A 21,882-nucleotide genomic window follows, 5' to 3' on the forward strand; every position below is an offset into this window, starting at 1 on the left:
TCGAGTGCAAGGTCTACGGTCGCGCCACGGACCGACAATCGGCCCCGACCGAGGAGGGCATCATGCACACCACCAGCAAGACCGTTCCCGTGGACGACATCGAGATCGCCTGCACCATCGTCGGCGAGGGCGCACCGCTCGTCGTCCTGCATGGCGCCATCGGGTTGGGCAGCACGTACACGCGGGCGCTCGACCCATGGGGCGAGGAACTCCAGCTCATCCACTACGACCAGCGCGGCAGTGGGAACACGCCGGTTGGCGATGTGCAACGCGTGACGTTCACCGGCGGGGTCGAGGACCTCGAAGGGCTCCGCCAGGCTCTGGGCCTTGGACGCATCCAGGTCCTCGGACACTCAGCCGGCGCCTACCTTGCTGCGCTGTATGCCGCCGAGCACCCCGCAACGACAGCCGCCGTGGTGCTGCTCAATCCGGGCCCACCGCTGGCGCCGGAGCTGATGGAGCGATTCGGCAAGGAGATGTCGAGTCGTCGCACGCGATCCGACGACGCCAGCCGCAAGGCGATCGAGGAGTCCGAGGAGTTCAAGGCGGGGCAGCCTCAAGCTTTGGAGCGTCACCAGCTCAACACGTTCATCCCGTTCTTCAGGACACGGGTGACTGTCGAGGAGGTCCGTCTCGGGTTCACGGAGATCACGGCCGCCAACATCCAACACGTGCCACAACGGATGATGGGCAGCCTGCGTGGCGTCGACCCGGTCACGAGGTTCAGCGACATCACGGCTCCGACCCTGGTGGTGCACTCAGAGCTGGACCCGATCCCGCCCGAGTGGACCCGATTCGTGGCCGCGTCCATCCCGCAGGCCGACTTCGCGCTGATCGAGGGCGGAAGCCACTTTCCGATGGTCGAGGATGCCGAGCAGCTGCACGCAACAGTGCTGCCATGGCTGAGAAAGCACTCCTAGCCGGGTGGCCTACAGCCTCGGGGTCTCGTAGCCCTTCGCCGGTACGAGCTGATCGGCCTTGTGCCACTGGATCGTGAGGCTGTTGCCGACCCCACCGGTGACGACGGCGACGAGGGCGAGCCATTCGCCCGAGGAGGTGCGCCGCCACTCGATCAGGAGACCGGCCCATGGCGTCATGGCGTACTGGGCGGACGGTTTGACCCAGACGTGGCGGGCCGGTTGCTTCACGGGGTCGCGACCGTCCGGGAACTCACTCTCGGATCGGTCGACGAACCCCATGGGCACAGAATAGAACATATGTTCGATGGTCGGGAGTGCGGATCGAGGATGCTCAGCGGGGCGCCGTCACACCCCACAGGGCAGCTACGTGGCGGCTGTCGGTGCCGCAGCATCCGCCGAGGACGGCGAGCTCGGAGGCCTGCTCGCGCAGGGACTTGGTCGAATCGACCAGCAGGCCGAGGTCGCCAGCGTCGAGTACCTCCATGGCGTCGAGCTCCTCATGGGACATGGTCGAGGCGTTGGGTCGGAAGAACCTGAGCCGTTGCTGCCAGTCAGCGCCGTCGAGTCCGGCCAGCACGTGGGTCGGATGGGCGCAGTTGACGCCGTACCAGTCAGCGGGGTCGGTTGACTCGAGGGCGCCGATCGCGTCGGACAGGGTGCTGCCGTCAGGGAGTCGCCCGTCGGTCTCAACGGTGAATGAGATCGCGACCGGGAGGTTCGATGCCCGCGCCGCGCGTACGACTCCCTTCGCTTCGGCCGGCTCGGTCATCGTCATGGCGTGAACGAGGTCTGCCCCCTCCGCGGCGAAGGAGCGCACCTGCGCGGAGTGGTAGTCCGCCGCCTCGTCCGCGTCGGCGCAGGCGGCGATGTAGCCATCCCCGCGTGGCCCCACGATCCCGCTGACCAGTGCCCTCGGCGTCCCGGATGTTTCCGCGACGCCGCGGGCGAGACCCACGGCGGCACGGTTGGCCTGGTCCAGCCGGTTCGCGTCATACCCGAGCACCGTGCCCCAGTCGGGATTGGCTCGCCAGGTGGGCGTCTCGACGAGCAGGCCGGCCTCGACCGTGTAGGCGATCGCCGCGTACTCCGCGTAGTAGTTCCTGAGGGCGGCGGATCCCTCCTCGTCCTGTACGAGCGGGAACGAGGCGAACTCGGGCAGGTCGATGCCGTGGTTGAAGAGGAGGTCGGTCTCGAGGCCGCCGTCGGTGACCCAGCCGCCGCCGTCCAGAAGATCGCTTGTACGCATGGCAACTCCTCGGCATGAGACTGATCAGTCTGTTGTACGGCAGACGTCGGGCAAAAGGAACCACCGCAACCTCCGCGCAACCACGGCCACGCGACTGTGGGGTTCCAGCCAACCTTTTACAGGGAGTGCCATGAAAGCCGCAGTCGTCACACAGCTAGGTCAGCCCATCGAGATCCAGGACCGTCAGGTCCCTGAACCGTCAGCGGATCAGCTACTCGTACGCATCGAGGCATCGGGTCTGTGCCACACCGACATCCATGCCGCTCTCGGTGACTGGCCGGTGAAGCCGTCACCCCCGTTCGTCCCGGGTCACGAAGGTGTCGGCATCGTCGAGAAGCTCGGCAGCAGCGTCAGTGCTCACCAGCTCGGCGATCGTGTCGCCATTCCATGGCTCGGACAGGCGTGTGGTGAGTGCCGCTACTGCGTGGACGGCCGGGAGACCCTGTGCGAGAGCCAGCAGAACAGCGGCTACTCGATCGACGGGGCGTTCGCTGAGTACGCCGTTGTCGATGCCAGGTATGCGGTCAGCGTGCCGGCCGGCGTCGAACCGTTCGACGCGGCTCCACTGAGCTGCGCAGGCCTGACGTCGTACAAGTCAGTCAAGGTGGCCCGCGTACAGCCTGGCGAGACCGTGGTCGTGTTCGGCATCGGCGGCCTTGGGCACCTCGCAGTGCAGTACGCCCGCCTGGTCGGCGCGACCGTCATCGCGGTCGACATCGACGACGAGAAGCTCGAGCTTGCGACATCGCTCGGCGCGGACCACGTCGTGAACGCGGCGAAGGTCGACCCGGTCGGCGCAATCGCCGATCTCGGCGGAGCCGACGTTGCGTTGGCGTATGCCGTGGCGCCGGTGGCCTTCAACCAGGCATTTGCGTCGCTCAACCGGGGCGGCCGCCTCATCTGCGTGGCGCTTCCCGCCGAAGGCACGATGAGCATTCCGATCTTCGAGACCGTCCTCAAGGGGATCGAGATCATCGGGTCCATCGTGGGCACGCGACAGGATCTGGCCGAGGTGTTCCGCCTGCACGCGCAGGGCAGGACCCGGGTCATTGCTGAGGGACGCAAGCTCGAGCAGGTCAACGATGCCATCGACGAGCTGCTGGCCGGGAAGATCGCCGCACGGCTCGTCTTCGAGTTCTGAGGCCTTGCATCCAGACGAGCGAAACCCCCGGGATCCTCTGGATCCCGGGGGTTTCGCGGCCCATGGGCCAGAATCGTCGATGTCTGCAGAAGGAGTGAAGCGGTGAGCGGTACCAAGCTCGTGATGGGAGCCAGCGGCTTCGTCGGTTCGCACGTGACCCGTCAGCTCGTCGAACGCGGTGACCAGGTCCGGGTCTGGATCCGTGAGTCCAGCTCGACGGTGGCGTTCGACGACCTCGACGTCGAACGACATCACGGCGACCTGGACGACGCCGCCGCGCTCCGCACCGCGATGAAGGACGTCGACACGGTCTTCTACTGCATCGTGGACGCGCGCGCGTGGCTCCGGGACCCTGCGCCGCTCTACGCCACCAATGTCGAGGCGCTGCGCCTGGTGCTGGATGTAGCCGTCGAGGTCGGGGTGCCGCGGTTCGTCTTCTGCAGCAGCGTCGTCACGATGGCCATCACCGAGTCCGGTTCTGCAGACGAAACCATGCCGCACAACTGGCGACACCTGGGCGGCGCCTACATCGAGTCCCGGATCCAGGCCGAAGACCTGGTCCTGCGTCACCACCGCGAGCACGGACTGCCGGCGATCGTGCTCAACGTCGGCACGACGTACGGGCCGCGGGACCACGGCCCGACACCGCACGGAAAGCTGGTCAGGGCCGCTGCTCGAGGCAAGGTGCCTGCGTACGTCAAGGGTGTCTCGATGGAGGTGGTCGGGATCGAGGACGCAGCCCGAGCCTTCCTGCTCGCCGAGGAGCACGGCCGGCCCGGTGAGCGATACATCGTCTCCGAGCGCTACCTGCCGATCAAGGACCTCTTCGACATCGCAGCCGCCGAGGGCGGTGCCAGGCCACCAAGGATCGGCATCCCACTGCCGGTGATGCGGGTCATCGGGGTTGTCGGCGGAGGAACTTCTCGGCTGCTTCGCAAGGACTCGGTGGTCACCTCGACCAGCGTCCGTTTGATGCACATCCAGACCCCGCTCGATCACAGCAAGGCGACGCGCGAGCTCGGCTGGGAACCGGCCCCGATCGCGGACTCGATCCGGTCGGGCGTGAAATGGTTCCTCGACAAGGCGTAGCTAGCCGGCGGCAAGCTCCCTGAGCCGGACCACGGCATCACCGACGTGTCCGGCGTACTTGTTCAAGGCGGCCAGGGCCCGAGGCTCGTGGAGGTGCTGGGGGAGCGCCTGCATCATGTTCAAACGGGTGGAACCGACCCAGGCCTGGAGGTCCGATTCCCCGCGCCAGCCACCCTCGGTGCTCCAGGTCCGGGCGACCATACGCGGCCACTCGTCGACCGATCTCGTGAACGGGTTCGGCGGGCAGAGCCGGTTCTTGTGCTCGTCGTCGTCCCGATGTGCCTCGACCCAACCCAGGAGAGCGGCGTTGAACGGTGGGGTCTTGTGCCGCACCTGCTGCAGCGTGATCCGCCCTGGGCTGAAGATCGGGCGGGGATCGACGAGCCGCAACCCGCCGGCGCTGGCGTCGATGTGCAGCGCGCCACCGGTCGGCACCTCGCCCTGTTCAAGGACCAGGCGGTCGCGCTCGATGCGCACGACGCGGCCCAGGCGCACGACGTCGGCGACCCGTCTGGCCTGGTCGATCTCATGGCGGCTCAACATCGCGCCCCGATACATCGTCGCCGGTGTTGTTGGGTCGAGCCGGATCAGCCGACCGTTCTGCTCGAGGTCGGCGATGAGGTCGGCCCGGTTCGACGCCCGGGCGCCGACCTCGGCGTCCGTGGCGAAGCCCTCGAGCGCGTCCACCACGAGGTCGAGCGCCTGGAAAGCCTCGCGGTCGTGGAAGTACGCATCACGTGGTCGGACCCAGCGGATGCGCTCGGGATCGACGTCGTTCCCGAGCAACCAGAGCACCGCATCGACAGCGGTCTTGCCGGAGCCGAGCACGGTGAAGGCCGAGGCGCTGCCGGCAACCTCGGGCAGCCCGTTCACCGGGATGAACGACGCGTCAGCTGCGACCTCGAAGGTGGGGATGTGCGTCGCGGGGATCGAGACCTCGAGGAACCGTGCGTCGACGACCCGGCGTCGAATCCCGACGTCGTGCACCACGCCTGTGGCGATGTCACGAACCTGAGCGTCACCGTTCTCGTCGTCCAGCACCTCGTGTCCGAACATCAGGCGCACGCGGCCGGTTGCGGTGAGTCGCTCGGCAACGTCGCGGAAGTAGGACCAGAGCTCGTCGGCGGTGGCGCGCTCGTACAGGCCGGCATTCAGCCCTGCGGTGTCGATCCGGTCGTGGCCGAGGCGTAGCGAGTCGACGCCGTAGTACGCCGAGGGGGAGTGCAGCCGGACGAACGGGTAGACGTCGATCCAGTGTCCGCCGGGAGCATGGCGGCGGTCGACGATGACGATGTCGGCGTCGCTGTGCGCCGCCAGAGTGTCCGCGAACGCCAACCCACTGATGCCGGCGCCGATGACGAGGTAGTCGGTGTGCAGGTCCACGCCCACAGGATCGCCCAAAACGACGGCCAGCGTAGGAAGACGCTCAATACCGTCTTGCAGTCCGACCGAACGCGTTGATCACGACCAATTCAGCCTCGTTGACCAACCGGGCCCATTCGTGAGGGGTGGTAGGGGTGGTAGGGGTGGTACGGCAGGCCTGGCGCGAGTCTGGAGTCTCCCGTCAGGCCCACCGGCTTGGGGGGCGAGCGTGGCGGCGAAGATCGCCGTCTGCCCGCCGTGTTCGTTGCGAGCCAGGATCAGTTGCTCGACGTCGGTCAGGTGGCGAAGGTCCGGGACGACGATTCCCCACGCGGCTTCGTCGTGGGCCACCTCCATCAGTGCGCTGAATGTCGACGGCGCGTCGCCTTCCGCCACGAGGACGCCTCCAAGGCTGAACTTCTCGCGGATGGCGAAGGCCTCGAGCTGGGCTTTCACCTGCGGCAGGTCGGTGCCGCGCCTGAGCAGATCGGCACGAATGTAGCCGAGCAGCCGCGGCGGCTCCTGGCCGCTCATGACCCGGCCTCCAGGAGAAACCATCCGGCGCTGTCCGGCGGCACCTTGTCCGCAACCTCCGGGTCGCTGCCCAGCAGGAGCTGGGACCCGGGCGGGGAGCACACGGGGTGAGGGGAGCAGTTGACGACGCACACGAGGTCGTCGCCGCGCGTGAACGCGAGCACACCCGGCTCGGTCGGCAACCAGCGGAACTCGCCCATGGAAAATGCCGGGACACGGTGTCGCAGGGCGAGGGCCTCGCGGTACAGCTGGAGCATGGACTCGCTGGACTCGAGCTGGCGATCGACCGAATAGTGGGTGAACCATTCGGGTTGAGGCAGCCAGGGTGGCGTGTGGGTGCCCGTCGGGGAGAAGCCGAACGTGTCGCCGGTGGACGTCCAGGGCAGCGGGACCCGGCAGCCGTCCCGCCCACGGCGAGCGCCACCGGTGCGGCGGAACATCGGGTCCGTGAGCACGGAGTCGGGGAGGTCAACCACCTCCGGCAGACCCAGCTCCTCACCTTGGTAGAGGTAGACCGATCCGGGCAGCGCGAGCATCAGCAGCGCGGCAGCGCGGGCTCGGGTGAGCCCGAGGTCGACGTCTCCCGCGGAAAAGCCGGGAGCGCCACCGGCGTACCGCGTGACGGACCGTGGCATGTCGTGGTTGTTGAGCACCCAGGCCACCGGGGAGTCGTGAGCTGCGACCGTTTCCAGCCCGCGGTCGATCACCTGTGACAGCGACTCGGCGCCCCACGGGGCGCGGAGGAACTCGAAGAAGAAGCTCTGGTGCAGCTCGTCGGGACGCTGGTAGGACGCGAGCTCGGCGGTGTCCAGCACGCCGACCTCGCCGACCAGCATCCGCTCCTGGCCGGTCCGTTCGGTGTACTCCTCCACGAGGGCTCGCCAGCTGCGCCACACCTCATGAACCTCGGGCTGATTCCAGGCGTGTGGGTTGAGCGGGTCGCCGGTGAGCTCGTCGTCGATCGCGAATTCGTGGTCCGGCAGCCCGTCCCGCTTGTGGAGACCGTGCGCGACGTCGATGCGCAGGCCGTCCACTCCGCGGTCCAACCAGAACCGGAGGACCGCCTCGAAGTGCTCGGCGACGTCCGGGTGACGCCAGTTGAAGTCGGCTTGCTCGGGAGCGAACGTGTGGAGATACCACTGCCCGGGGGTGCCGTCCGGTTCGCTGATCCGGTGCCAGGCCGGGCCGCCGAAGATGGAGCGCCAGTTGTTCGGCGGCAGCTCGCCATAGGGACCCCGGCCGTCGGCGAAGTGGAAGCGTCGTCGCTCGGGGCTGTCCGGACCGGCAGCCACAGCAGCCCTGAACCAATCGTGCTCGATCGAGCAGTGGTTGGGCACCACGTCGACGATGACCTTGAGGTCCAACCGGTGGGCGGCGCGGAGCAGCTGGTCGAACGCTGCCAGATCGCCGTACTCGTGGTGGACGGTGAGGTAGTCGGCGACGTCGTAGCCGTGGTCGTGCTGGGGAGAGGCGTAGAACGGGTTGAGCCAGATCGCGTCGACGCCGAGGCTGCGCAGGTACGGAAGCCGTGCCCGCACGCCATCGAGGTCACCGATGCCGTCGCCGTTGGAGTCCTGGAAGCTGCGCACGTACACCTGATAGATGACGCCAGTCCGCCACCACCCGAGCATGTCACCGGACCTCCCGCTACTGTTCGCGGAGATTGAGTCGGTGGTCGTGGTGGACATGGAGACCTCGGGTGGTGGGGACGGCGTTTGTTAACGCTCTCATCGGCGTCCCATACCGGACATCGGGACAAATACGTAGATGACTACGTAGATGCGCAGACCTACGTAGGCCGCGCCGCGGCTGCCGTCAGCGAGGCCGCTGTTCGGCGACCCAGCCGGCGACCTGAGCGCGGGAGGTCATGCCCAGCTTGCTCAGGATGTGGTCGACGTGAGTCTCGACGGTGCGCTGCGAGATGACGAGCCGCGCTGCGATCTCCTTGTTGCTCAGCGCTTCGGCGAGAAGCGCGGCGATCTCCGTCTCGCGCCTGGTCAGGCCACCGGGCACTTCGGCTCGAGCCCCAGTGGACGCGGCGGTCTCCTCGGGGACCTCGACCTCCTCGTCCTCTCCGAGGGCGAGTGCCAAGGCCTGCTCGAAGGAGTACGACGCTCCCTCCGCGAAGGCGTTCGCAAACATCTCGGTGTCGGACGGACCGGAGCCCAGTGCCTCGCGCAGCATGGCTTCGGACCTCTTGTCGAACACGCTGTACGCGTTCGTCTCGTCGACCTTCGCGCCGCTCGTACGCCAGATGGCCTGCGCGGCACCGAGCAAACGGGCCGCGCGCTCGCCGGGGTCCGCGAAGGCGGCGCACCAGGAGAGCGCCTGGACGCCGAAGCTGATGCCGGTGAGGTCGTGCATCGGCAGAAAGAGTCGGACGCTCCGGCGCAGCGAACGCGTCGCCTCGGCAAAGTCGCCTGTGCGCCACTGCGCGATACCGACGCTCCAGAGCCCGTAGCCCATCGAGGACTGCGCCCCGTGGCGCTCGGCCAGCTCGAAGGCCTCCCGGCCGAACTGGCTGGTCCTCGGGTCGTCGAGGAAGAAGGTGCATGCGGTGAGCAGGATCAAGGTGTCGAACTCCCCGAGCGGGTTCCCGAGCGCTTGGAACTCCCGTCGAGCCTGCTCGAGCAGCTCGATGGCGCCCGGCAGGTCGCCCTGATAGAGCGTCGCGTGCCCTTCGCACTCCTTGATCCGCGCATGCAACATGTCGTCGTCGAGTCCGGCGGCGATCTGTTCGCACTCGGCCAACATCGTGGCGTGCCGGTCGAAGTCGGTCGCGAACATGGCGAGGTAGCTGGCAGCCCACAGCGCGTGCGCCCGGCCGCTGGTGGGGTCGGTTGCTAGGTCGAGCCCGCGGAGGAGATAGCGGTAACCCTCGCGGAGGAACCCGGCGAACCAGAAGTTCCAGATGGAGGCCGCGATGTCGCACGCACCGGCGGCCTCGCCGGGCTCGGTGAGGCAGAACTCCAGCGCCGCCCGGATGTTGCCGGACTCGCGCCGCAGTCGGATGAACCAGTCCGCTTGGCTCGGGCCGAAGCCTTCGTCGGCGAACCGGTGCGCGAGCGACCGGTAATGATCCCGATGCCGGAGACGAAGCGCTCGCACCTGGTCTGGGTCGGTGACGCGCCCAGCGCCGTACTGCCTGATGCTCTCCAGCATCTGGTACCAGGCAGTGTGGTGCTCGGTCGCCTGGTGCCGGAGGACGATCGACTTGTTGACCAGGCTCGCGACGAGATTCAGGACGTCGTCGCGCGAGATCTCGTCGCCGGCGCAGACTTCCTCTGCGGCTTCGAGGTCGAACCCTCCGGAGAAGACCGAGAGCCGGGCCCACATGACCTGCTCGGCGGGCGAGCAGAGGTCGAAGCTCCAGCCGACGGTGGCGTCCAGCGTCTGCTGCCGGGCCGGTGCCGCAGGCCGACCGCTGGCGAGCAGCCGGAAGCGATCCTCGAGCCGCTCGAGGATCTGGACGGGGGAGAGGATGCGCAACCACACCGCCGCGAGCTCGATGGCCAAGGGAATCCCGTCGAGCCGTCGGCACAGCTCGACGACCGCGGCTCGGTTCCCCTCGGTGATCGCGAAGCCCGGCGCAACCGACGCTGCGCGGTCCAGGAAGAGGCTCACCGACTCGTATCGCGTGGGATCGCCGGCACCCACCTCTGCCTCGCCGTCGGGCGTGGACAGTGGAGGCACCGAGAGGATCTGCTCGCCCTCGACACCGAGCACGTGCCTGCTGGTGACCAGGATGCGCAGGCCCGGCGCTGCGGCCAACAACTTGCTGGCCAGCACCGCGCAGGCGTCCGTGAGGTGCTCACAGTTGTCGAGCACCACCAGGAGACTCTTGTTTTCCAGGTAGTCGGCGAGGTCGCTCGAGGGGTCGGGAGAGACCTGGCGCAGCTCGAGGGTGTTGGCCACGGTGTGGGGCACGAGCTGGGGGTCGTGAAGGGCCGCAAGCTCGACGAACCACACGCCGTCGGGAAACGTACGCCGGACCTCGGCCGCCATCCGCAGCGCCAGCCGCGTCTTCCCGACGCCCCCGGCTCCGATGAGGGTCAGCAACCGGCCACTGGCGAGCAGTCGCCGGGTCTCGCTCAGCTCGCGTCGTCGTCCCACAAAGCTGGTCAGCTCAGCGGGCAGTGCCCCCCGACTTGACCCTGCCAGCTTCGTCGTCGCCATACCGGATTCCGTCTCTGCCGTCTGACCCTTGCGTGTACCGACGCGTACACCTCAAAAGGTGAGTCTATGACCGGCGCCCCAGTTGCGCTGCACCAAGGAAAAGGCTGGAACGGCAGATCGCCCCCAGCCAGGCGGCTGGGGGCGATCTGGTGAAGCTATTTCGGAGTCCCTTACGACTTAAATGTCGTAGTAGAGCTCGAACTCGTGCGGGTGCGGGCGCAGCTGCACGGGGAGGATCTCCTCCGTGCGCTTGTAGTCGATCCACGTCTCGATCAGGTCGGGCGTGAACACGTCACCAGCGGTGAGGAACTCGTGGTCGGCCTCGAGCGAGTCGAGCACCGCGTTGAGGGAGGTCGGAACCATGTCGATGGCTTCGTACTCCTCCGGCGGCAGCTCGTAGATGTTCTTGTCGATCGGGGCCGGCGGCTCGATCTTGTTCTTGATGCCGTCGAGTCCGGCCAGCAGCAGCGCCGAGAAGGCGAGGTACGGGTTGGCCGACGGGTCGGGGCAACGGAACTCGATGCGCTTGGCCTTGGGGTTCGATCCCGTGATCGGGATACGGACACAAGCCGAGCGGTTGCGGGCCGAGTAGACGAGCGCGATCGGCGCCTCGAAGCCCGGCACCAGGCGGTGGTAGGAGTTGACCGACGGGTTGGTGAACGCAAGCAGCGACGGCGCGTGCTTCAGGATGCCGCCGATGTAATGACGCGCCAGGTCGGACAGTCCGCCGTAGCCGGCCTCGTCGTAGAACAACGGGCTGCCTTCGTTCCAGATCGACTGGTGCACGTGCATGCCCGAGCCGTTGTCTCCGAAGATCGGCTTCGGCATGAAGGTGACCGTCTTGTCGTTGGCCCACGCCGTGTTGCGGACGATGTACTTGAACTTCATGACGTCGTCGGCAGCCTTGAGCAGCGTGTCGAACCGGTAGTTGATCTCGGCCTGACCGGACGTGCCGACCTCGTGGTGGCCGCGCTCGAGGGTTAGCCCGGCGTTGGTGAGGTTGGTCATCATGTCGTTGCGCAGGTCGGCCGTCTTGTCGGTCGGCGCGACGGGGAAGTAGCCGCCCTTGTAGCGGACCTTGTAGCCACGGTTGTCGCCGATGTCGTCACCGGTCGACCAAGCGGCCTCGGCCGAGGTGATCTCGTAGAACGACTTGTTGGCGCTGGTGCCGTAGTTGACGCGGTCGAAGATGTAGAACTCGGCCTCGGGCGCGAAGTACGCCGTGTCGCCGATGCCCGTTGTCGCGAGGTAGGCCTCGGCCTTGCGGGCGATGTTGCGCGGGTCGCGGGAGTAGGCCTCGCCGGTGATCGGGTCGTGGACGAAGAAGTCCATCGCGATGGTCTTGCGAGCCTTGAACGGGTCGACGTACGCGGTCTTGATATCCGGGAACAGCACCATGTCGGACTGGTCGATGGTCTGGAAGCCGCGGATCGACGAGCCGTCGAATGCGACGCCGCTGGCGACCATGTCGGCGTCGAACGTCGAAGCCGGCAGGGTGACCTGCTGCTGGATGCCGGGCAAGTCGGTGAAACGGACGTCCAGGTATTCGACACCTTCGTCCTTGATGAACTTGAACAACTCGTCGGCATTGCCGAACATGGGGCCTCCTCGGCCGCTGGGCGGCCTGTGTTGTCGATGACAGGTGAGTGCGTCGCTGCACCGTACCGCTGACGCTATGGTCGGGCAGTTTCCCGACCGTCACTGAATTGTTTCAGGAATGTTACAAGTGCCCGTGACAGGCGCAATCACAGCGTCTGTAGGCTCGCCGCGTGCAGACTCCCTCGCTCCTACGGCGCCTCGGCGCCCTGCTGGTCGACTGGATCATCGCGTCGCTCAGCGCAGCCGCTCTCGCAGGCACCCACTATCCGCCGGAAGACATCAAGGAGAACCTCATCATCACGGCGTTCTTCGTCGTTGAGATGTCGGTCTTGACGGGCCTGCTGGGCTACTCGATCGGCAAACGGATCTTCCGGCTGAAGGTCGAGAACCCGGACGGACGGCCGATCGGTCTCCCGCGGGCGTTCCTGCGCTCGTTGCTGGTCTGCCTGGTGATCCCGGCGATCGTGATGAACGACGACAAGCGCGGCATCCACGATCTCGCCGCCGGGTCGCGCGTCGCGCTGGTCTAGTCACCGGTCCTTGAGCTTGTCGAAAGGACATTTCGACAAGCTCAATGTGCGGAACGTCAGCCGCGCATCGCCTTGCGGGAGCCCTTCATGCTCGTCGGCACAGGGCCGCGCGGCATGGGGGCGGCGGGACGCATCGCGTCGAGCGCCTTGAGCTTGTAGAGGACGGCCGTCATCTGCGCCGGCTTGATGTTCTTGGGCAGCTTGCGCAGGTGCTTGATGAGCTTGGTCAGCTTGACCTCGTCGGGGCCGTTGCCGACCACGATGTCGATCACGGGGACCTCGTCGCCGCCGATGCGGGCGTGCTTCTTCTTCTCCGCGGTCAGCAGGTTGCGGACGCGGGTGGGGTTGCCCTCGCCGACCAGGATGATGCCGGGACGGCCGACGACGCGGTGCACGACGTCCTGGTTCTTGGTGAAGGCGACGGCGGGCTTGAGCTCCCAGCCGCGGCGGAGCATCTGCAGGGCGCCGGCGGCAGCGCCCACCTGGCCCTCGACCTGGGCGTACGCGGCCTTCTCGGCGCGGCGGCCGAAGACGATGAGGGCCGCGAGGATGCCGATCAGGATGCCGAACACGATCGTGATGATCAGCCCGAACGTGCCGGAGCCGAACACGAAGAAGCCGAGCGTCGCAGCCAGACCACCGGCCAGCAGGAAGGTCAGCAGCAGGATGAGACCGATGTTGCGGTCACTGCGCTTGGTGATCGTGTACGCCTGGCGCATCTGGCCCAGGCGACCCTTGGCGGGTTCGGGGGTGGCATTCGACATGAGGGTCAGTCTACGTCGCGTTGCGGAGCGCGGCGCTGCCGCGTCCTGACTCAATCGCCTGCTTGTAGAGGCTGCCGGCCCGGTAGGACGAACGTACGAGCGGTCCGGACATGACGCCGGCGAAGCCGATCTCGTCGGCCTCGGTCTTGAGCTCGACGAACTCCTCGGGCTTGACCCAGCGCTCGACCGGGTGGTGACGCACCGACGGGCGGAGGTACTGCGTGATCGTGATGAGGTCGCAGCCGGCCTCGTGGAGGTCGACGAGTGCCTGGGAGACCTCTTCGCGGGTCTCACCCATGCCGAGGATCAGGTTGGACTTGGTGACCAGGCCGTAGTCGCGGGCCTGCGTGATGACGTCGAGCGAGCGCTCGTAGCGGAACGCCGGGCGGATGCGCTTGAAGATGCGCGGCACGGTCTCGACGTTGTGTGCCAGCACCTCGGGCTTGGAGTCGAAGACCTGCTCGAGCAGCTCGGGGATGCCGTTGAAGTCGGGGATGAGGTTCTCGACGCCGGTGCCGGGGTTGAGCTCGTGGATCTTGCGGACCGTCTCGGCGTAGAGCCATGCGCCACCGTCGGGCACGTCGTCGCGGGCGACACCCGTGATCGTGGCGTAGCGGAGCTCCATCTTCTGCACGGACTCGGCGACACGGCGCGGCTCGTCGCGATCGATCGGGTCGGGCTTGCCGGTGTCGATCTGGCAGAAGTCGCAGCGTCGCGTGCACTGCTCGCCACCGATGAGGAATGTGGCCTCGCGGTCCTCCCAACACTCGAAGATGTTGGGGCAACCGGCTTCCTGACACACCGTGTGGAGCCCTTCGCCCTTGACGAGCTTCATCAGCTCGTTGTACTCCGGGCCCATCTTGGCCCGGGTCTTGATCCACGCGGGCTTCTTCTCGATGGGGGTCTCAGCATTGCGGACTTCCAGACGCAGCATCTTGCGTCCCTCAGGAGCGATAGTCACCGTTCCAGCCTACGCCCGTGCCCCAGCCGTCACGCCGAGGACCGGCACGCTGGGATGTTCGTCGTGAACCAGATCGGCGGAAGGCTCGTACGCCTGCCAGTGGAGCAGCTCGCGCAGGTGCGGGGCAACCGCGTCGGCGGCCTCGCGCACGGTCACGTCACGCCCGAGCTCGGCACTCAGGGATGTCACTCCGGCGTCGGCGATGCCGCACGGCACGAAACGGTCGTAGAAGCCGAGGTCGACGTCGGCGTTGAGCGAGAAGCCGTGCATGGTGACGCCGCGCGAGACCCGGATGCCGATAGCGCCGACCTTGCGCTCGATGCGTCCCTGTCCGGCGGCGAGCCATACGCCCGAGCGGCCGGAGACTCGTCCGGTCGTGACGCCGAGGTCGGCGCACGCGCGGATCATGGCTTCCTCGACCCGGCGTACGTAGTCGACGACGAGGACATGGGACGGCAGCTTCGTGATGGGGTAGCCGACGAGCTGGCCCGGGCCGTGGAACGTGATCTTGCCGCCGCGATCGACATCGACGACCGGCGTGCCGTCGAGCGGCCGCTCGTGTGGCTCGGTGCGGCGCCCGGCGGTGTAGACCGGCGGGTGCTCGAGGAACAGCGCGGTGTCGGTGATCTCGTCGGCGACGCGCTGGGCGTGCAGCTCGCGTTGGAGCTCCCACGCATCGACGTAGTCGATCGCGCGTTCGCCATACCACTCGTCCAGAATCTGCAGCGTCACCTCTCCAGCCTAACCGGCCTGTGGATGGCGGCGAGCGCGCTGGTGGCGTACGGCGGCACAGTGGCGCCATGGACTGGCTGTGGGTGCTGATCGCCGCCGTGCGAGCCGTCTCGCCTGCACCTGACGATGTGTGGGCCACGCGGCTCGGCGAGCTCGACCAGGTCCGGGCCGAGGCGTTCGCGACGGCCGACGTCGACCTGCTCGGCGACGTGTACGTCCGGGGGAGCCGCGCGCTGGACGTCGATGCCGCGACGATCGACGACTACCGGCGACGTGGCGGCCGGGTCGCCGGTGCCGAGATGCGGGTCATCTCGTGTCGGGTCGTTGCAGCGTCGCCCTCGCGAGCTCGCCTCGAGGTCGTCGATCGACTGGGACCGGGGCGGATCATGTGGGCCGATGGGTCAGCGACGGCGCTGCCGCGTGACGAACCGTCGCGGCGAGTGATCACCCTCGTGCGTACGACCGAGGGCTGGCGCATCGCCGGGGCGAGACTCAGGTGACCCAGAACCAGATGCCGACCGCACCGGCGATGGCCAGCGTTGCGAGGTAGGCCAGCACGAGCCGGGTGTCGCGCAGGACGCAGCGCGACCGCTCGAGGCCGCCCCGCCAGGCCTTCCAGTAGCCGGCGAAGCCGAGCGCCGCGAAGCCAAGGAGCGCGACGGGGCCGAGCACCCAGCCGAGCAGGGCGATTGTGGCGAACACGCACAGCCGCAGCGGGTCGTACGTCGTGGCGTCGGACTCGGTCGCGTGATGGGTCATGGCAGCGTCTCCAAGAGGTTGGTCCGGCCGGTCGCGGTTGACAGCCGCGTGCGTGACAAGGGCGCCCACGCCTGGACCGCGCAGAACGGCGCGCACTGGTGTGCGGACGTCTCGGCGTTGACCGTGGCGACGTGCACGCAGCACTGCGTGAGCCGCTCCTCGATCATCGTCGACATGTCCATGAAGGGCTTGACCGTGATCCGCACGACCCGCTCGCCGAGCATCTTGCGGAGCCGCTTCTTCTGACCAGGCAAGGCGGACGAGGCCAGCGTCGTGAGGGTGCCGATGCCGAGATCGCAGTTCTCGCAGATGTCCTTCCAGATGTTGCCGATGTTGGGGTGCGACAGCGACGACTGCTCGCTGAGCAGATCGAGCAACGAGTCCTTGACGACCCGCTTCATCGTCACCGGGATCGAGTCGTCGGCGATCCGGTTGGCCAACACGTCAGGCTCGAGGTCGAGCCACTGCTTGAGCTTGTCGTGACCGATCAGCGATGTGAGCGACCGCCACGTGCCTGAGTCGTCCCGCAGCAGGTAGCCGACCGAGCAGCAGTGCGGGTGCGAGCACGGGAGCGCCGTGAGGTCCCGCCAGGTGACCTGACCGGCGGTCTGCGCGTCGAGCCGGGCGAGGACGCCGGTGTGGGTCAGACGGTCCATGGGATCGATCCCGGCGGACCGCCCGGAGCCGAACACCGGCTGGATCGTCACCCCGCCGACGTACGGGGTTTCGAGCCCGCGCTTGACGACGTAGCCGATCTCGTCGTCGTTGACACCGAGCGCTGCGGTCATCGTGAGGGTCGTGAAGATGCCGGCGGCCGAGAGGCGATCGAGGGCGCGGTCCTTGAATCTGCGGATGTCTGCGCCGCGATGATGTGTCGACGCCTCGGCCGACTCGCCGTCAAACTGCAGATAGACCTCGACACGCTCGCGGTGCCGGGTCAGCAGCGCCAGAAGCTCGTCGTCCTGGGCGATCCGCAGGCCGTTGGTGTTGACGAGCACCCGGACGATCGGCCTTGCCGCGACGGCGTCGAGCAGCTCGGCCAGCTGCGGATAGAGCGTCGGCTCACCGCCGGACAGCATGAGCACGTCGATGCGCCCGTTCTCGCGCTTCAACCGGGTGTCGATCGAGGCGAGGACCTGCTCGAGAGGAGCGACCGACGACATCGCCGGCGCCGACTCGGCGAAGCACGTGGGACAGCGCAGATTGCAGTGGTCCGTGATGTCGGCCAACAGGATGCACGTGTGCTGCGTCTGCATCTCGGGCAGGCCGTCGGCGTACGCGGACGGCACCGGCTGGAAGTTGCCGGCGACGTCCGGCTCGTGCACCTTGGTCGGTGCGGTCCACTCCTCGAGGTACGACAGGATCTCCGGCGACTCGTCGTAGAGCGTCGTCACCAGCCCGTGGTCGGGGCACCCACGCTCGAGCCATACACGGTCGTCGCGCACTGCGAGCCACCCCGAGAGCCGGCGTACGTCTGCGAGTGGGCGGTCCGGCTTCTCGTCGTGGCACCGTGGGCAGAACGCGTTGACGTAGCGATGGACGCGGTAGTCACGCAACGGCATTCCGGTCATGCGTTCAGGCTCGCGATGATGGCGACGCACGCGCCGCCGACGACGATCACGGCGATGGCCCAGCTGATCAGGATGCCGAGACCCCACGGGCGGGACGCCTTGCCGAACATGAGACCGATCCCGACGAGCGGCACGAGAACAAGCCCCAGCAGGACCTCGACGCCTCCGAACCCGGCGCCCGTGCCAGAGGCGATGGCGAGCACGATCAGAGGCAGCAGGATGGCGGAGATGCCGCCGACGACGACTCCGCCGAAGATCTCCCACCCGCGGCCTTTCTCGGGCCGGGGCATGGGTTGCGGGTAGTGACCCCACGGCGGTGGCTCATCGGGTGGTCCGGTCGGCGGCTGGGTCATCGTGCCTCCACTGGCTCGAGTCGGTAGATGCCCTTGCGGGCCTGCACGACGATGCGCGCGACCACGAGGGGGACTGTGAGGAGAAGGAACAGCTGCGGCCGGGTCAGGCCTTGCCAGGCGACCTCGTTGCCGCGGGTGAACTCGACGAGGAACCGGAAGACTCCGTAGCCGAGCAGGTAGAATGTCAAGGTCTCGCCCGGCGACACCAGCCGATGGCGGAGCCAGAACCAGATCACGGCGAACGCGGCCGCCTGGAACGCGATCTCGTACGCGAAGGACGGATGCAGCGGAACGCCGGCGGGGGCGCCGAGGCGGGCAGCGTCCTCGGCATCCAGCCGGATGCCGAATGAGGTGCCGGTCGGCGTCCCGGGAAGCTCGGTGAAGAAGCAGCCGAATCGGCCGATCGCCATGCCGAGCGCCACGGCGGGCGCGAACAGGTCTCCCGTACGAGCTTCGTAGCCGACCAGGCGCTTGGCGATGTGGACCCCGAGCCAGGCCCCGAACAGCCCGCCGAGGATGCTGCGGTTGCCGTAGAGCCACTGCTCGGGGAGTGAGGCGTTCTCGCGCAGGTCGAGATGCTGGAACCACGGCCCCAGCCGCATGAAGATCGCGCCTCCGACCAGGGCACCGAGCACGACGTACCAGATCCGTTCGTCGGTCTGCCCGCGTCGCCGGGCCTCGACGACGAAGATCGCGGCTGCCGCGAGCACGCCCAGCGCGACGAACAGGCTGTGGGTCGGGATCGGCAGCCCGAGTACGTCGATCGTCGGCAGCACGGAGCCAGCATGTCAGCGACCGGCAGCATCCGTACGCCGAATCGCCGGTCAGCCCTCGCCGGTCGTCCCGTCGATCAATTCACGCACGATGTCGAGGTGACCCATGTGGCGGGCGTACTCCTGCATGACGTGGAACAGGATGGCGAGGAGCGTGGGCGGCGGCGTGCCATCGGCGAAACGACCGTCTCCGGATGCGACGTCGAGCAGGTCGTGGCTCGCCACGATCTCCCGGACTCGGACACCGCCTGCGTCGAGCGCGTCGAGCATCTCGTCGATCGGTCCAGTGGTGGTCCAGCGGCCGGACTCGTCGCGATCGCCCCACGGTTCGCCGACGTCCTCGCCGAGGAACCCCCAGACGAACCACCGGCGCTCCATGTGGACCAGGTGGGACACCAGCTCGGCCGGCGACCAGCCCGACGGCAACCGGCTGTCGTGCAGGTCCGAGCCATCGAGGTCGGCGACCTTGCGGCGCACCTCGGAGCGGAAGTAGTCGAGGTAGTCCAGGAACTTCTCGGCCGGATCGACTGCGTCGGGGCCCGGCTCCGGGAGCTTCATCTCAGCGCGGCCTCGAGCGCGGAGCGGAGGTCGGGCTCGGAGAACGTGAAGCCCGCATCGACCAGCGCGGCGGGGGAGACGCGCATCGACCCGAGCAGGTCGTCGGCCATGCTGCCCAGTGCCGCCTTGATCGCGAATCGCGGTGCGACGAGGAACGTCGGCCGGTGCACGACGTCTCCGAGGGTGTCGGTGAACTCCGCGTTGGTGACCGGGACCGGCGCCCCGAAGTTGAACGGGCCGCTGAGCTCGGGGGACTCGATCAGCAGCGTGGCGGCGCGCACCCAGTCGTTGAGCGAGATGTACGACATGTAGTGGCGCCCGGGACCGAGGCGGGCGCCGAGGCCGAGCTTCCAGAACGGCACCATGAAGCGGAGCAGGCCCTCGCCGGCCTTGAGCGCCAGGGTCGTACGCGTGAAGCAGACCCGTGCTCCGGCTTCGATGGCCGGGGACGCTGCGGCTTCCCACGCCCGGACGACCCCGGGCAGGAAGCCCGAGTCGGCGGCGCCGGTGCGTTCGGTGAGCACCTCGGCGCCGCAGTCGACGCCGTAGTAGGACATGCCCGAGGCCGAGATCAGCGCCGGGGGCTTGGCCGACGCCGCGATCGCCTTCGCGAGCGTGCCGGTGGCCGACGTGCGGGACTCGAGGATCAGCTTGCGGCGCTTCTCGGTGCGCGGCCAGCGCGCCACCGACGCTCCGGAGAGGTTGACGACCGCGTCGGCCCGATCGATGACGATCTGGTCGATGCGCCCCGCGTAGGGGTCCCAGACCGACGCGTCGTCAGCAGGAGGGCCGGAGCGGACCAGGCGAGTGACCTGGTGACCGCGCTGGCGCAGGTTCTGCGTCAGCGCGGTGCCGAGGAACCCCGAGGCACCCCCGATGACGACGTGCACGGGTCAGGACCCGAGCTCGCCTTCGAACGAGCCGCCCTGCAGGCGCTGCTTGACCGCAGTCAGGTAGCGGCCGGCATCTGCGCCATCGACGATGCGGTGGTCGTACGTCAGCGCGAGGTAAGCCATGCTGCGCACCGAGATGCTGTCGCTGCCCTGCGCATCGGTCACCACGACGGGGCGCTTGACGACAGCGCCGACGCCGAGGATCGCCACCTGCGGCTGGTTGATGATCGGCGTGTCGAACAGGGCGCCATTGCTGCCGAGGTTGGTGATCGAGAACGTCGCGCCGGACAGCTCGTCCGGGGAGATCTTGTTGGTGCGCGTCCGCTCGGCCGCGTCTGCGATCTTGCGGGCCAGCCCGGCGATCGACAGGTCGCCGGCGTCCTTGATGGTCGGCACCAGCAGGCCGCGCTCGGTGTCGACCGCGATGCCGAGGTGCTCTCCAGCCGGGTACGTGATCGTGCCCGCCTCGATGTCGACCGCCGAGTTGAGCTGCGGGTACTGCTTGAGTGCCTCGATCGCAGCCTTGGCGAAGAACGGCAGGAACGTCAGCTTGACGCCCTCGCGCTCGAGGAAGGCATCCTTGTGGCGAGCCCGCAGGCGAGCCACCTCGGTGACGTCGACCTCGTGCACCTGGGTGAGCTGCGCCGAGACCTGGAGCGACTCCACGAGTCGGCTCGCGACGACCTTGCGCAGGCGCGAGAGCTTCTCGGTCTTGCCACGCAGCGGCGACGGCTCGGCTGCCGCGGCGGGAGCCGCAGCAGCGGGTGCGCTGGCGGCGGGGGCTGCTGCCGGTGCCGCTGCTGGCTTCTCGGCGGCGTCGAGGACGTCCTGCTTGCGGATGCGGCCGCCGACGCCGGTGCCGGACACGGCGGCGAGGTCGACGTTGTGCTGCTTGGCGAGCTTGCGGACGATCGGCGTGACGTAGGTGTCGCCACTGGCGCTCGGTGAGGCCGCCGGGACCGGAGCGGGCTCGGGCGCAGGCGTGGGAGCCGATTCGGCAGCGGGTGTCGGGGCCGGTTCGGGAGCGGGTGGCGGAGCAGGTGCCTCGGCGGGTGCTGCCTGTGCCGGGGGTGACGCTTCGGCGGGGTTGGCCTGCGACTCGGGTGCTGCTGCTGCCTCGGGCGCAGGCGTGGGCTCGGGAGCCGGTGCTGCTTCGGGGGCGGGAGCCGCCGGTGCGCTGGCGGCGGGCGCTGCGTCGGCCGAGCCGATGATCGCGAGCTCGGCGCCGACCTCGACGGTCTCGTCCTCAGCGACCTTGATCTCGAGGAGCTTGCCGGCGACCGGCGAGGGAATCTCGGTGTCGACCTTGTCGGTCGAGATCTCGAGCAGCGGCTCGTCGACGGCGACGTCGTCACCGACCTGCTTGAGCCATTGCGTCACGGTGCCCTCGGTGACGCTCTCTCCGAGCGCCGGAAGGGTCACGGCCGTACCGCCACCGGACGTCGGCGCGCTCTCGGCCTGCGGTGCGGGGGCGTTCTCGGCTGCGGCCTGCTGCGCGTCGGCGCTGCCGGCAGGTGCGGGGGACCGCTCCTCGGACGCGCTCTCCGCGACGGGCTGCTCGGCCGGCGCCTGCTCGGCGGGGGCCTCAGCGGCCGGGGCCTGCTCGGCCGGAGCCTCAGCAGCGGGTGCTTCAGCGGCCGGGGCCTCGGCGGCAGGTGCGGCGTCGCCACCGGCGCTCTCGCCCTCCTCGCCGATGATCGCGAGCACGGCGCCGACCTCGACTGTGTCGTCCTCGTTGGCCTTGATCTCGAGCAGCACGCCCGCGACTGGCGACGGGATCTCGGTGTCGACCTTGTCGGTGGAGATCTCGAGCAGCGGCTCATCGACCGCGACGGAGTCGCCGACCTGCTTGAGCCATTGGGTGACTGTGCCCTCGGTGACGCTTTCGCCGAGAGCGGGAAGGGTGACAGACGTAGCCATG

The 21,882-nt window shown here is 68.1% G+C and carries 22 protein-coding genes; 5 read left to right on the plus strand and 17 right to left on the minus strand.

Features of this window, described 5'->3' with window-relative positions; translation table 11 throughout:
• Positions 1 to 62 precede the first annotated feature (62 nt).
• Positions 63 to 920, plus strand: a complete 858-nt coding sequence (locus tag AC1DVU_RS10285) for an alpha/beta fold hydrolase (RefSeq protein ID WP_476922332.1) — start codon at positions 63 to 65, stop codon at positions 918 to 920.
• Positions 921 to 929: 9 nt separating this feature from the next.
• Here the strand turns inward: AC1DVU_RS10285 and AC1DVU_RS10290 are convergent, their stop codons facing one another.
• A complete protein-coding gene (locus tag AC1DVU_RS10290; protein ID WP_476922333.1) occupies positions 930 to 1,199 on the minus strand; it encodes a hypothetical protein in 270 nt (89 codons plus the stop codon).
• A 52-nt stretch (positions 1,200 to 1,251) separates the two neighbouring features.
• Complete coding sequence (locus AC1DVU_RS10295) at positions 1,252 to 2,166, minus strand: homocysteine S-methyltransferase family protein (protein ID WP_476922334.1); 915 nt, start codon at positions 2,164 to 2,166, stop codon at positions 1,252 to 1,254.
• A 130-nt stretch (positions 2,167 to 2,296) separates the two neighbouring features.
• On the opposite strand from AC1DVU_RS10295, the gene adhP reads away from it, so the two are divergent.
• Together adhP and AC1DVU_RS10305 are read left to right on the plus strand one after the other, a co-directional pair.
• Positions 2,297 to 3,307: an alcohol dehydrogenase AdhP gene (gene adhP / locus AC1DVU_RS10300; protein WP_476922335.1), complete on the plus strand. Its 1,011-nt coding sequence runs from the start codon at positions 2,297 to 2,299 to the stop codon at positions 3,305 to 3,307.
• A 102-nt stretch (positions 3,308 to 3,409) separates the two neighbouring features.
• Positions 3,410 to 4,396 (plus strand): NAD-dependent epimerase/dehydratase family protein, encoded by a 987-nt coding sequence (locus AC1DVU_RS10305; RefSeq protein WP_476922336.1) that lies wholly within the window; start codon positions 3,410 to 3,412, stop codon positions 4,394 to 4,396.
• Here the strand turns inward: AC1DVU_RS10305 and AC1DVU_RS10310 are convergent, their stop codons facing one another.
• The 5 genes from AC1DVU_RS10310 to glnA form a co-directional block, all read right to left on the minus strand.
• Positions 4,397 to 5,779 (minus strand): NAD(P)-binding protein, encoded by a 1,383-nt coding sequence (locus AC1DVU_RS10310; protein ID WP_476922337.1) that lies wholly within the window; start codon positions 5,777 to 5,779, stop codon positions 4,397 to 4,399.
• Between the two features lie 78 nt (positions 5,780 to 5,857).
• Positions 5,858 to 6,292, minus strand: a complete 435-nt coding sequence (locus tag AC1DVU_RS10315; RefSeq protein ID WP_476922338.1) for a hypothetical protein — start codon at positions 6,290 to 6,292, stop codon at positions 5,858 to 5,860.
• Positions 6,289 to 7,881 carry a glycoside hydrolase family 13 protein gene (locus AC1DVU_RS10320; RefSeq protein WP_476922339.1) on the minus strand — a complete coding sequence of 531 codons (1,593 nt, stop codon included), beginning with the start codon at positions 7,879 to 7,881 and terminating at the stop codon, positions 6,289 to 6,291. Before AC1DVU_RS10320 ends, AC1DVU_RS10315 begins: the two co-directional genes overlap by 4 nt.
• A gap of 226 nt (positions 7,882 to 8,107) precedes the next feature.
• A complete protein-coding gene (locus tag AC1DVU_RS10325) occupies positions 8,108 to 10,468 on the minus strand; it encodes a LuxR C-terminal-related transcriptional regulator (RefSeq protein ID WP_476922340.1) in 2,361 nt (786 codons plus the stop codon).
• A gap of 177 nt (positions 10,469 to 10,645) precedes the next feature.
• On the minus strand, positions 10,646 to 12,067 hold the full coding sequence (glnA, locus tag AC1DVU_RS10330; protein WP_476922341.1) for a type I glutamate--ammonia ligase: 1,422 nt from the start codon (positions 12,065 to 12,067) through the stop codon (positions 10,646 to 10,648).
• 170 nt (positions 12,068 to 12,237) lie between these two features.
• Between glnA and AC1DVU_RS10335 the strand changes: the two genes are divergently transcribed.
• Positions 12,238 to 12,597, plus strand: a complete 360-nt coding sequence (locus AC1DVU_RS10335; protein ID WP_476922342.1) for an RDD family protein — start codon at positions 12,238 to 12,240, stop codon at positions 12,595 to 12,597.
• A gap of 56 nt (positions 12,598 to 12,653) precedes the next feature.
• On the opposite strand, the gene AC1DVU_RS10340 is transcribed toward AC1DVU_RS10335, so the two are convergent.
• Genes AC1DVU_RS10340 through lipB form a run of 3 tightly spaced genes read right to left on the minus strand, consistent with a single transcriptional unit; the run spans position 12,654 to position 15,054 of the window.
• Positions 12,654 to 13,361 (minus strand): DUF4191 domain-containing protein, encoded by a 708-nt coding sequence (locus tag AC1DVU_RS10340; RefSeq protein ID WP_476922343.1) that lies wholly within the window; start codon positions 13,359 to 13,361, stop codon positions 12,654 to 12,656.
• Between the two features lie 10 nt (positions 13,362 to 13,371).
• Positions 13,372 to 14,295 (minus strand): lipoyl synthase, encoded by a 924-nt coding sequence (gene lipA / locus AC1DVU_RS10345; protein WP_476922473.1) that lies wholly within the window; start codon positions 14,293 to 14,295, stop codon positions 13,372 to 13,374.
• A gap of 36 nt (positions 14,296 to 14,331) precedes the next feature.
• Positions 14,332 to 15,054 carry a lipoyl(octanoyl) transferase LipB gene (gene lipB, locus AC1DVU_RS10350; RefSeq protein ID WP_476922344.1) on the minus strand — a complete coding sequence of 241 codons (723 nt, stop codon included), beginning with the start codon at positions 15,052 to 15,054 and terminating at the stop codon, positions 14,332 to 14,334.
• A gap of 68 nt (positions 15,055 to 15,122) precedes the next feature.
• On the opposite strand from lipB, the gene AC1DVU_RS10355 reads away from it, so the two are divergent.
• The gene (locus AC1DVU_RS10355) at positions 15,123 to 15,554 is read left to right on the plus strand and encodes a hypothetical protein (protein ID WP_476922345.1); all 432 of its coding nucleotides are present in this window, start codon (positions 15,123 to 15,125) and stop codon (positions 15,552 to 15,554) included.
• On the opposite strand, the gene AC1DVU_RS10360 is transcribed toward AC1DVU_RS10355, so the two are convergent.
• From AC1DVU_RS10360 to sucB, 7 genes are read right to left on the minus strand one after another with little or no spacing between them, the layout of a single operon-like run.
• Complete coding sequence (locus tag AC1DVU_RS10360; protein WP_476922346.1) at positions 15,547 to 15,813, minus strand: hypothetical protein; 267 nt, start codon at positions 15,811 to 15,813, stop codon at positions 15,547 to 15,549. The genes AC1DVU_RS10355 and AC1DVU_RS10360 overlap by 8 nt on opposite strands.
• Positions 15,810 to 17,384 carry a radical SAM protein gene (locus AC1DVU_RS10365; RefSeq protein WP_476922347.1) on the minus strand — a complete coding sequence of 525 codons (1,575 nt, stop codon included), beginning with the start codon at positions 17,382 to 17,384 and terminating at the stop codon, positions 15,810 to 15,812. Before AC1DVU_RS10365 ends, AC1DVU_RS10360 begins: the two co-directional genes overlap by 4 nt.
• Positions 17,381 to 17,737 (minus strand): hypothetical protein, encoded by a 357-nt coding sequence (locus tag AC1DVU_RS10370; protein WP_476922348.1) that lies wholly within the window; start codon positions 17,735 to 17,737, stop codon positions 17,381 to 17,383. Before AC1DVU_RS10370 ends, AC1DVU_RS10365 begins: the two co-directional genes overlap by 4 nt.
• The gene (locus AC1DVU_RS10375; RefSeq protein WP_476922349.1) at positions 17,734 to 18,513 is read right to left on the minus strand and encodes a prolipoprotein diacylglyceryl transferase; all 780 of its coding nucleotides are present in this window, start codon (positions 18,511 to 18,513) and stop codon (positions 17,734 to 17,736) included. Before AC1DVU_RS10375 ends, AC1DVU_RS10370 begins: the two co-directional genes overlap by 4 nt.
• Positions 18,514 to 18,561: 48 nt before the next feature.
• Positions 18,562 to 19,068 carry a mycothiol transferase gene (locus tag AC1DVU_RS10380; RefSeq protein WP_476922350.1) on the minus strand — a complete coding sequence of 169 codons (507 nt, stop codon included), beginning with the start codon at positions 19,066 to 19,068 and terminating at the stop codon, positions 18,562 to 18,564.
• Positions 19,065 to 19,958, minus strand: a complete 894-nt coding sequence (locus tag AC1DVU_RS10385; protein ID WP_476922351.1) for a TIGR01777 family oxidoreductase — start codon at positions 19,956 to 19,958, stop codon at positions 19,065 to 19,067. The genes AC1DVU_RS10380 and AC1DVU_RS10385 overlap by 4 nt, the downstream gene beginning before the upstream one ends.
• Positions 19,959 to 19,961: 3 nt before the next feature.
• Entirely contained in the window at positions 19,962 to 21,881 is a 1,920-nt protein-coding gene (sucB, locus tag AC1DVU_RS10390; RefSeq protein WP_476922352.1) for a 2-oxoglutarate dehydrogenase, E2 component, dihydrolipoamide succinyltransferase, read from the minus strand.
• Position 21,882: the final 1 nt, after the last annotated feature.

The organism is Aeromicrobium sp. P2_G6, assembly GCF_056403535.1.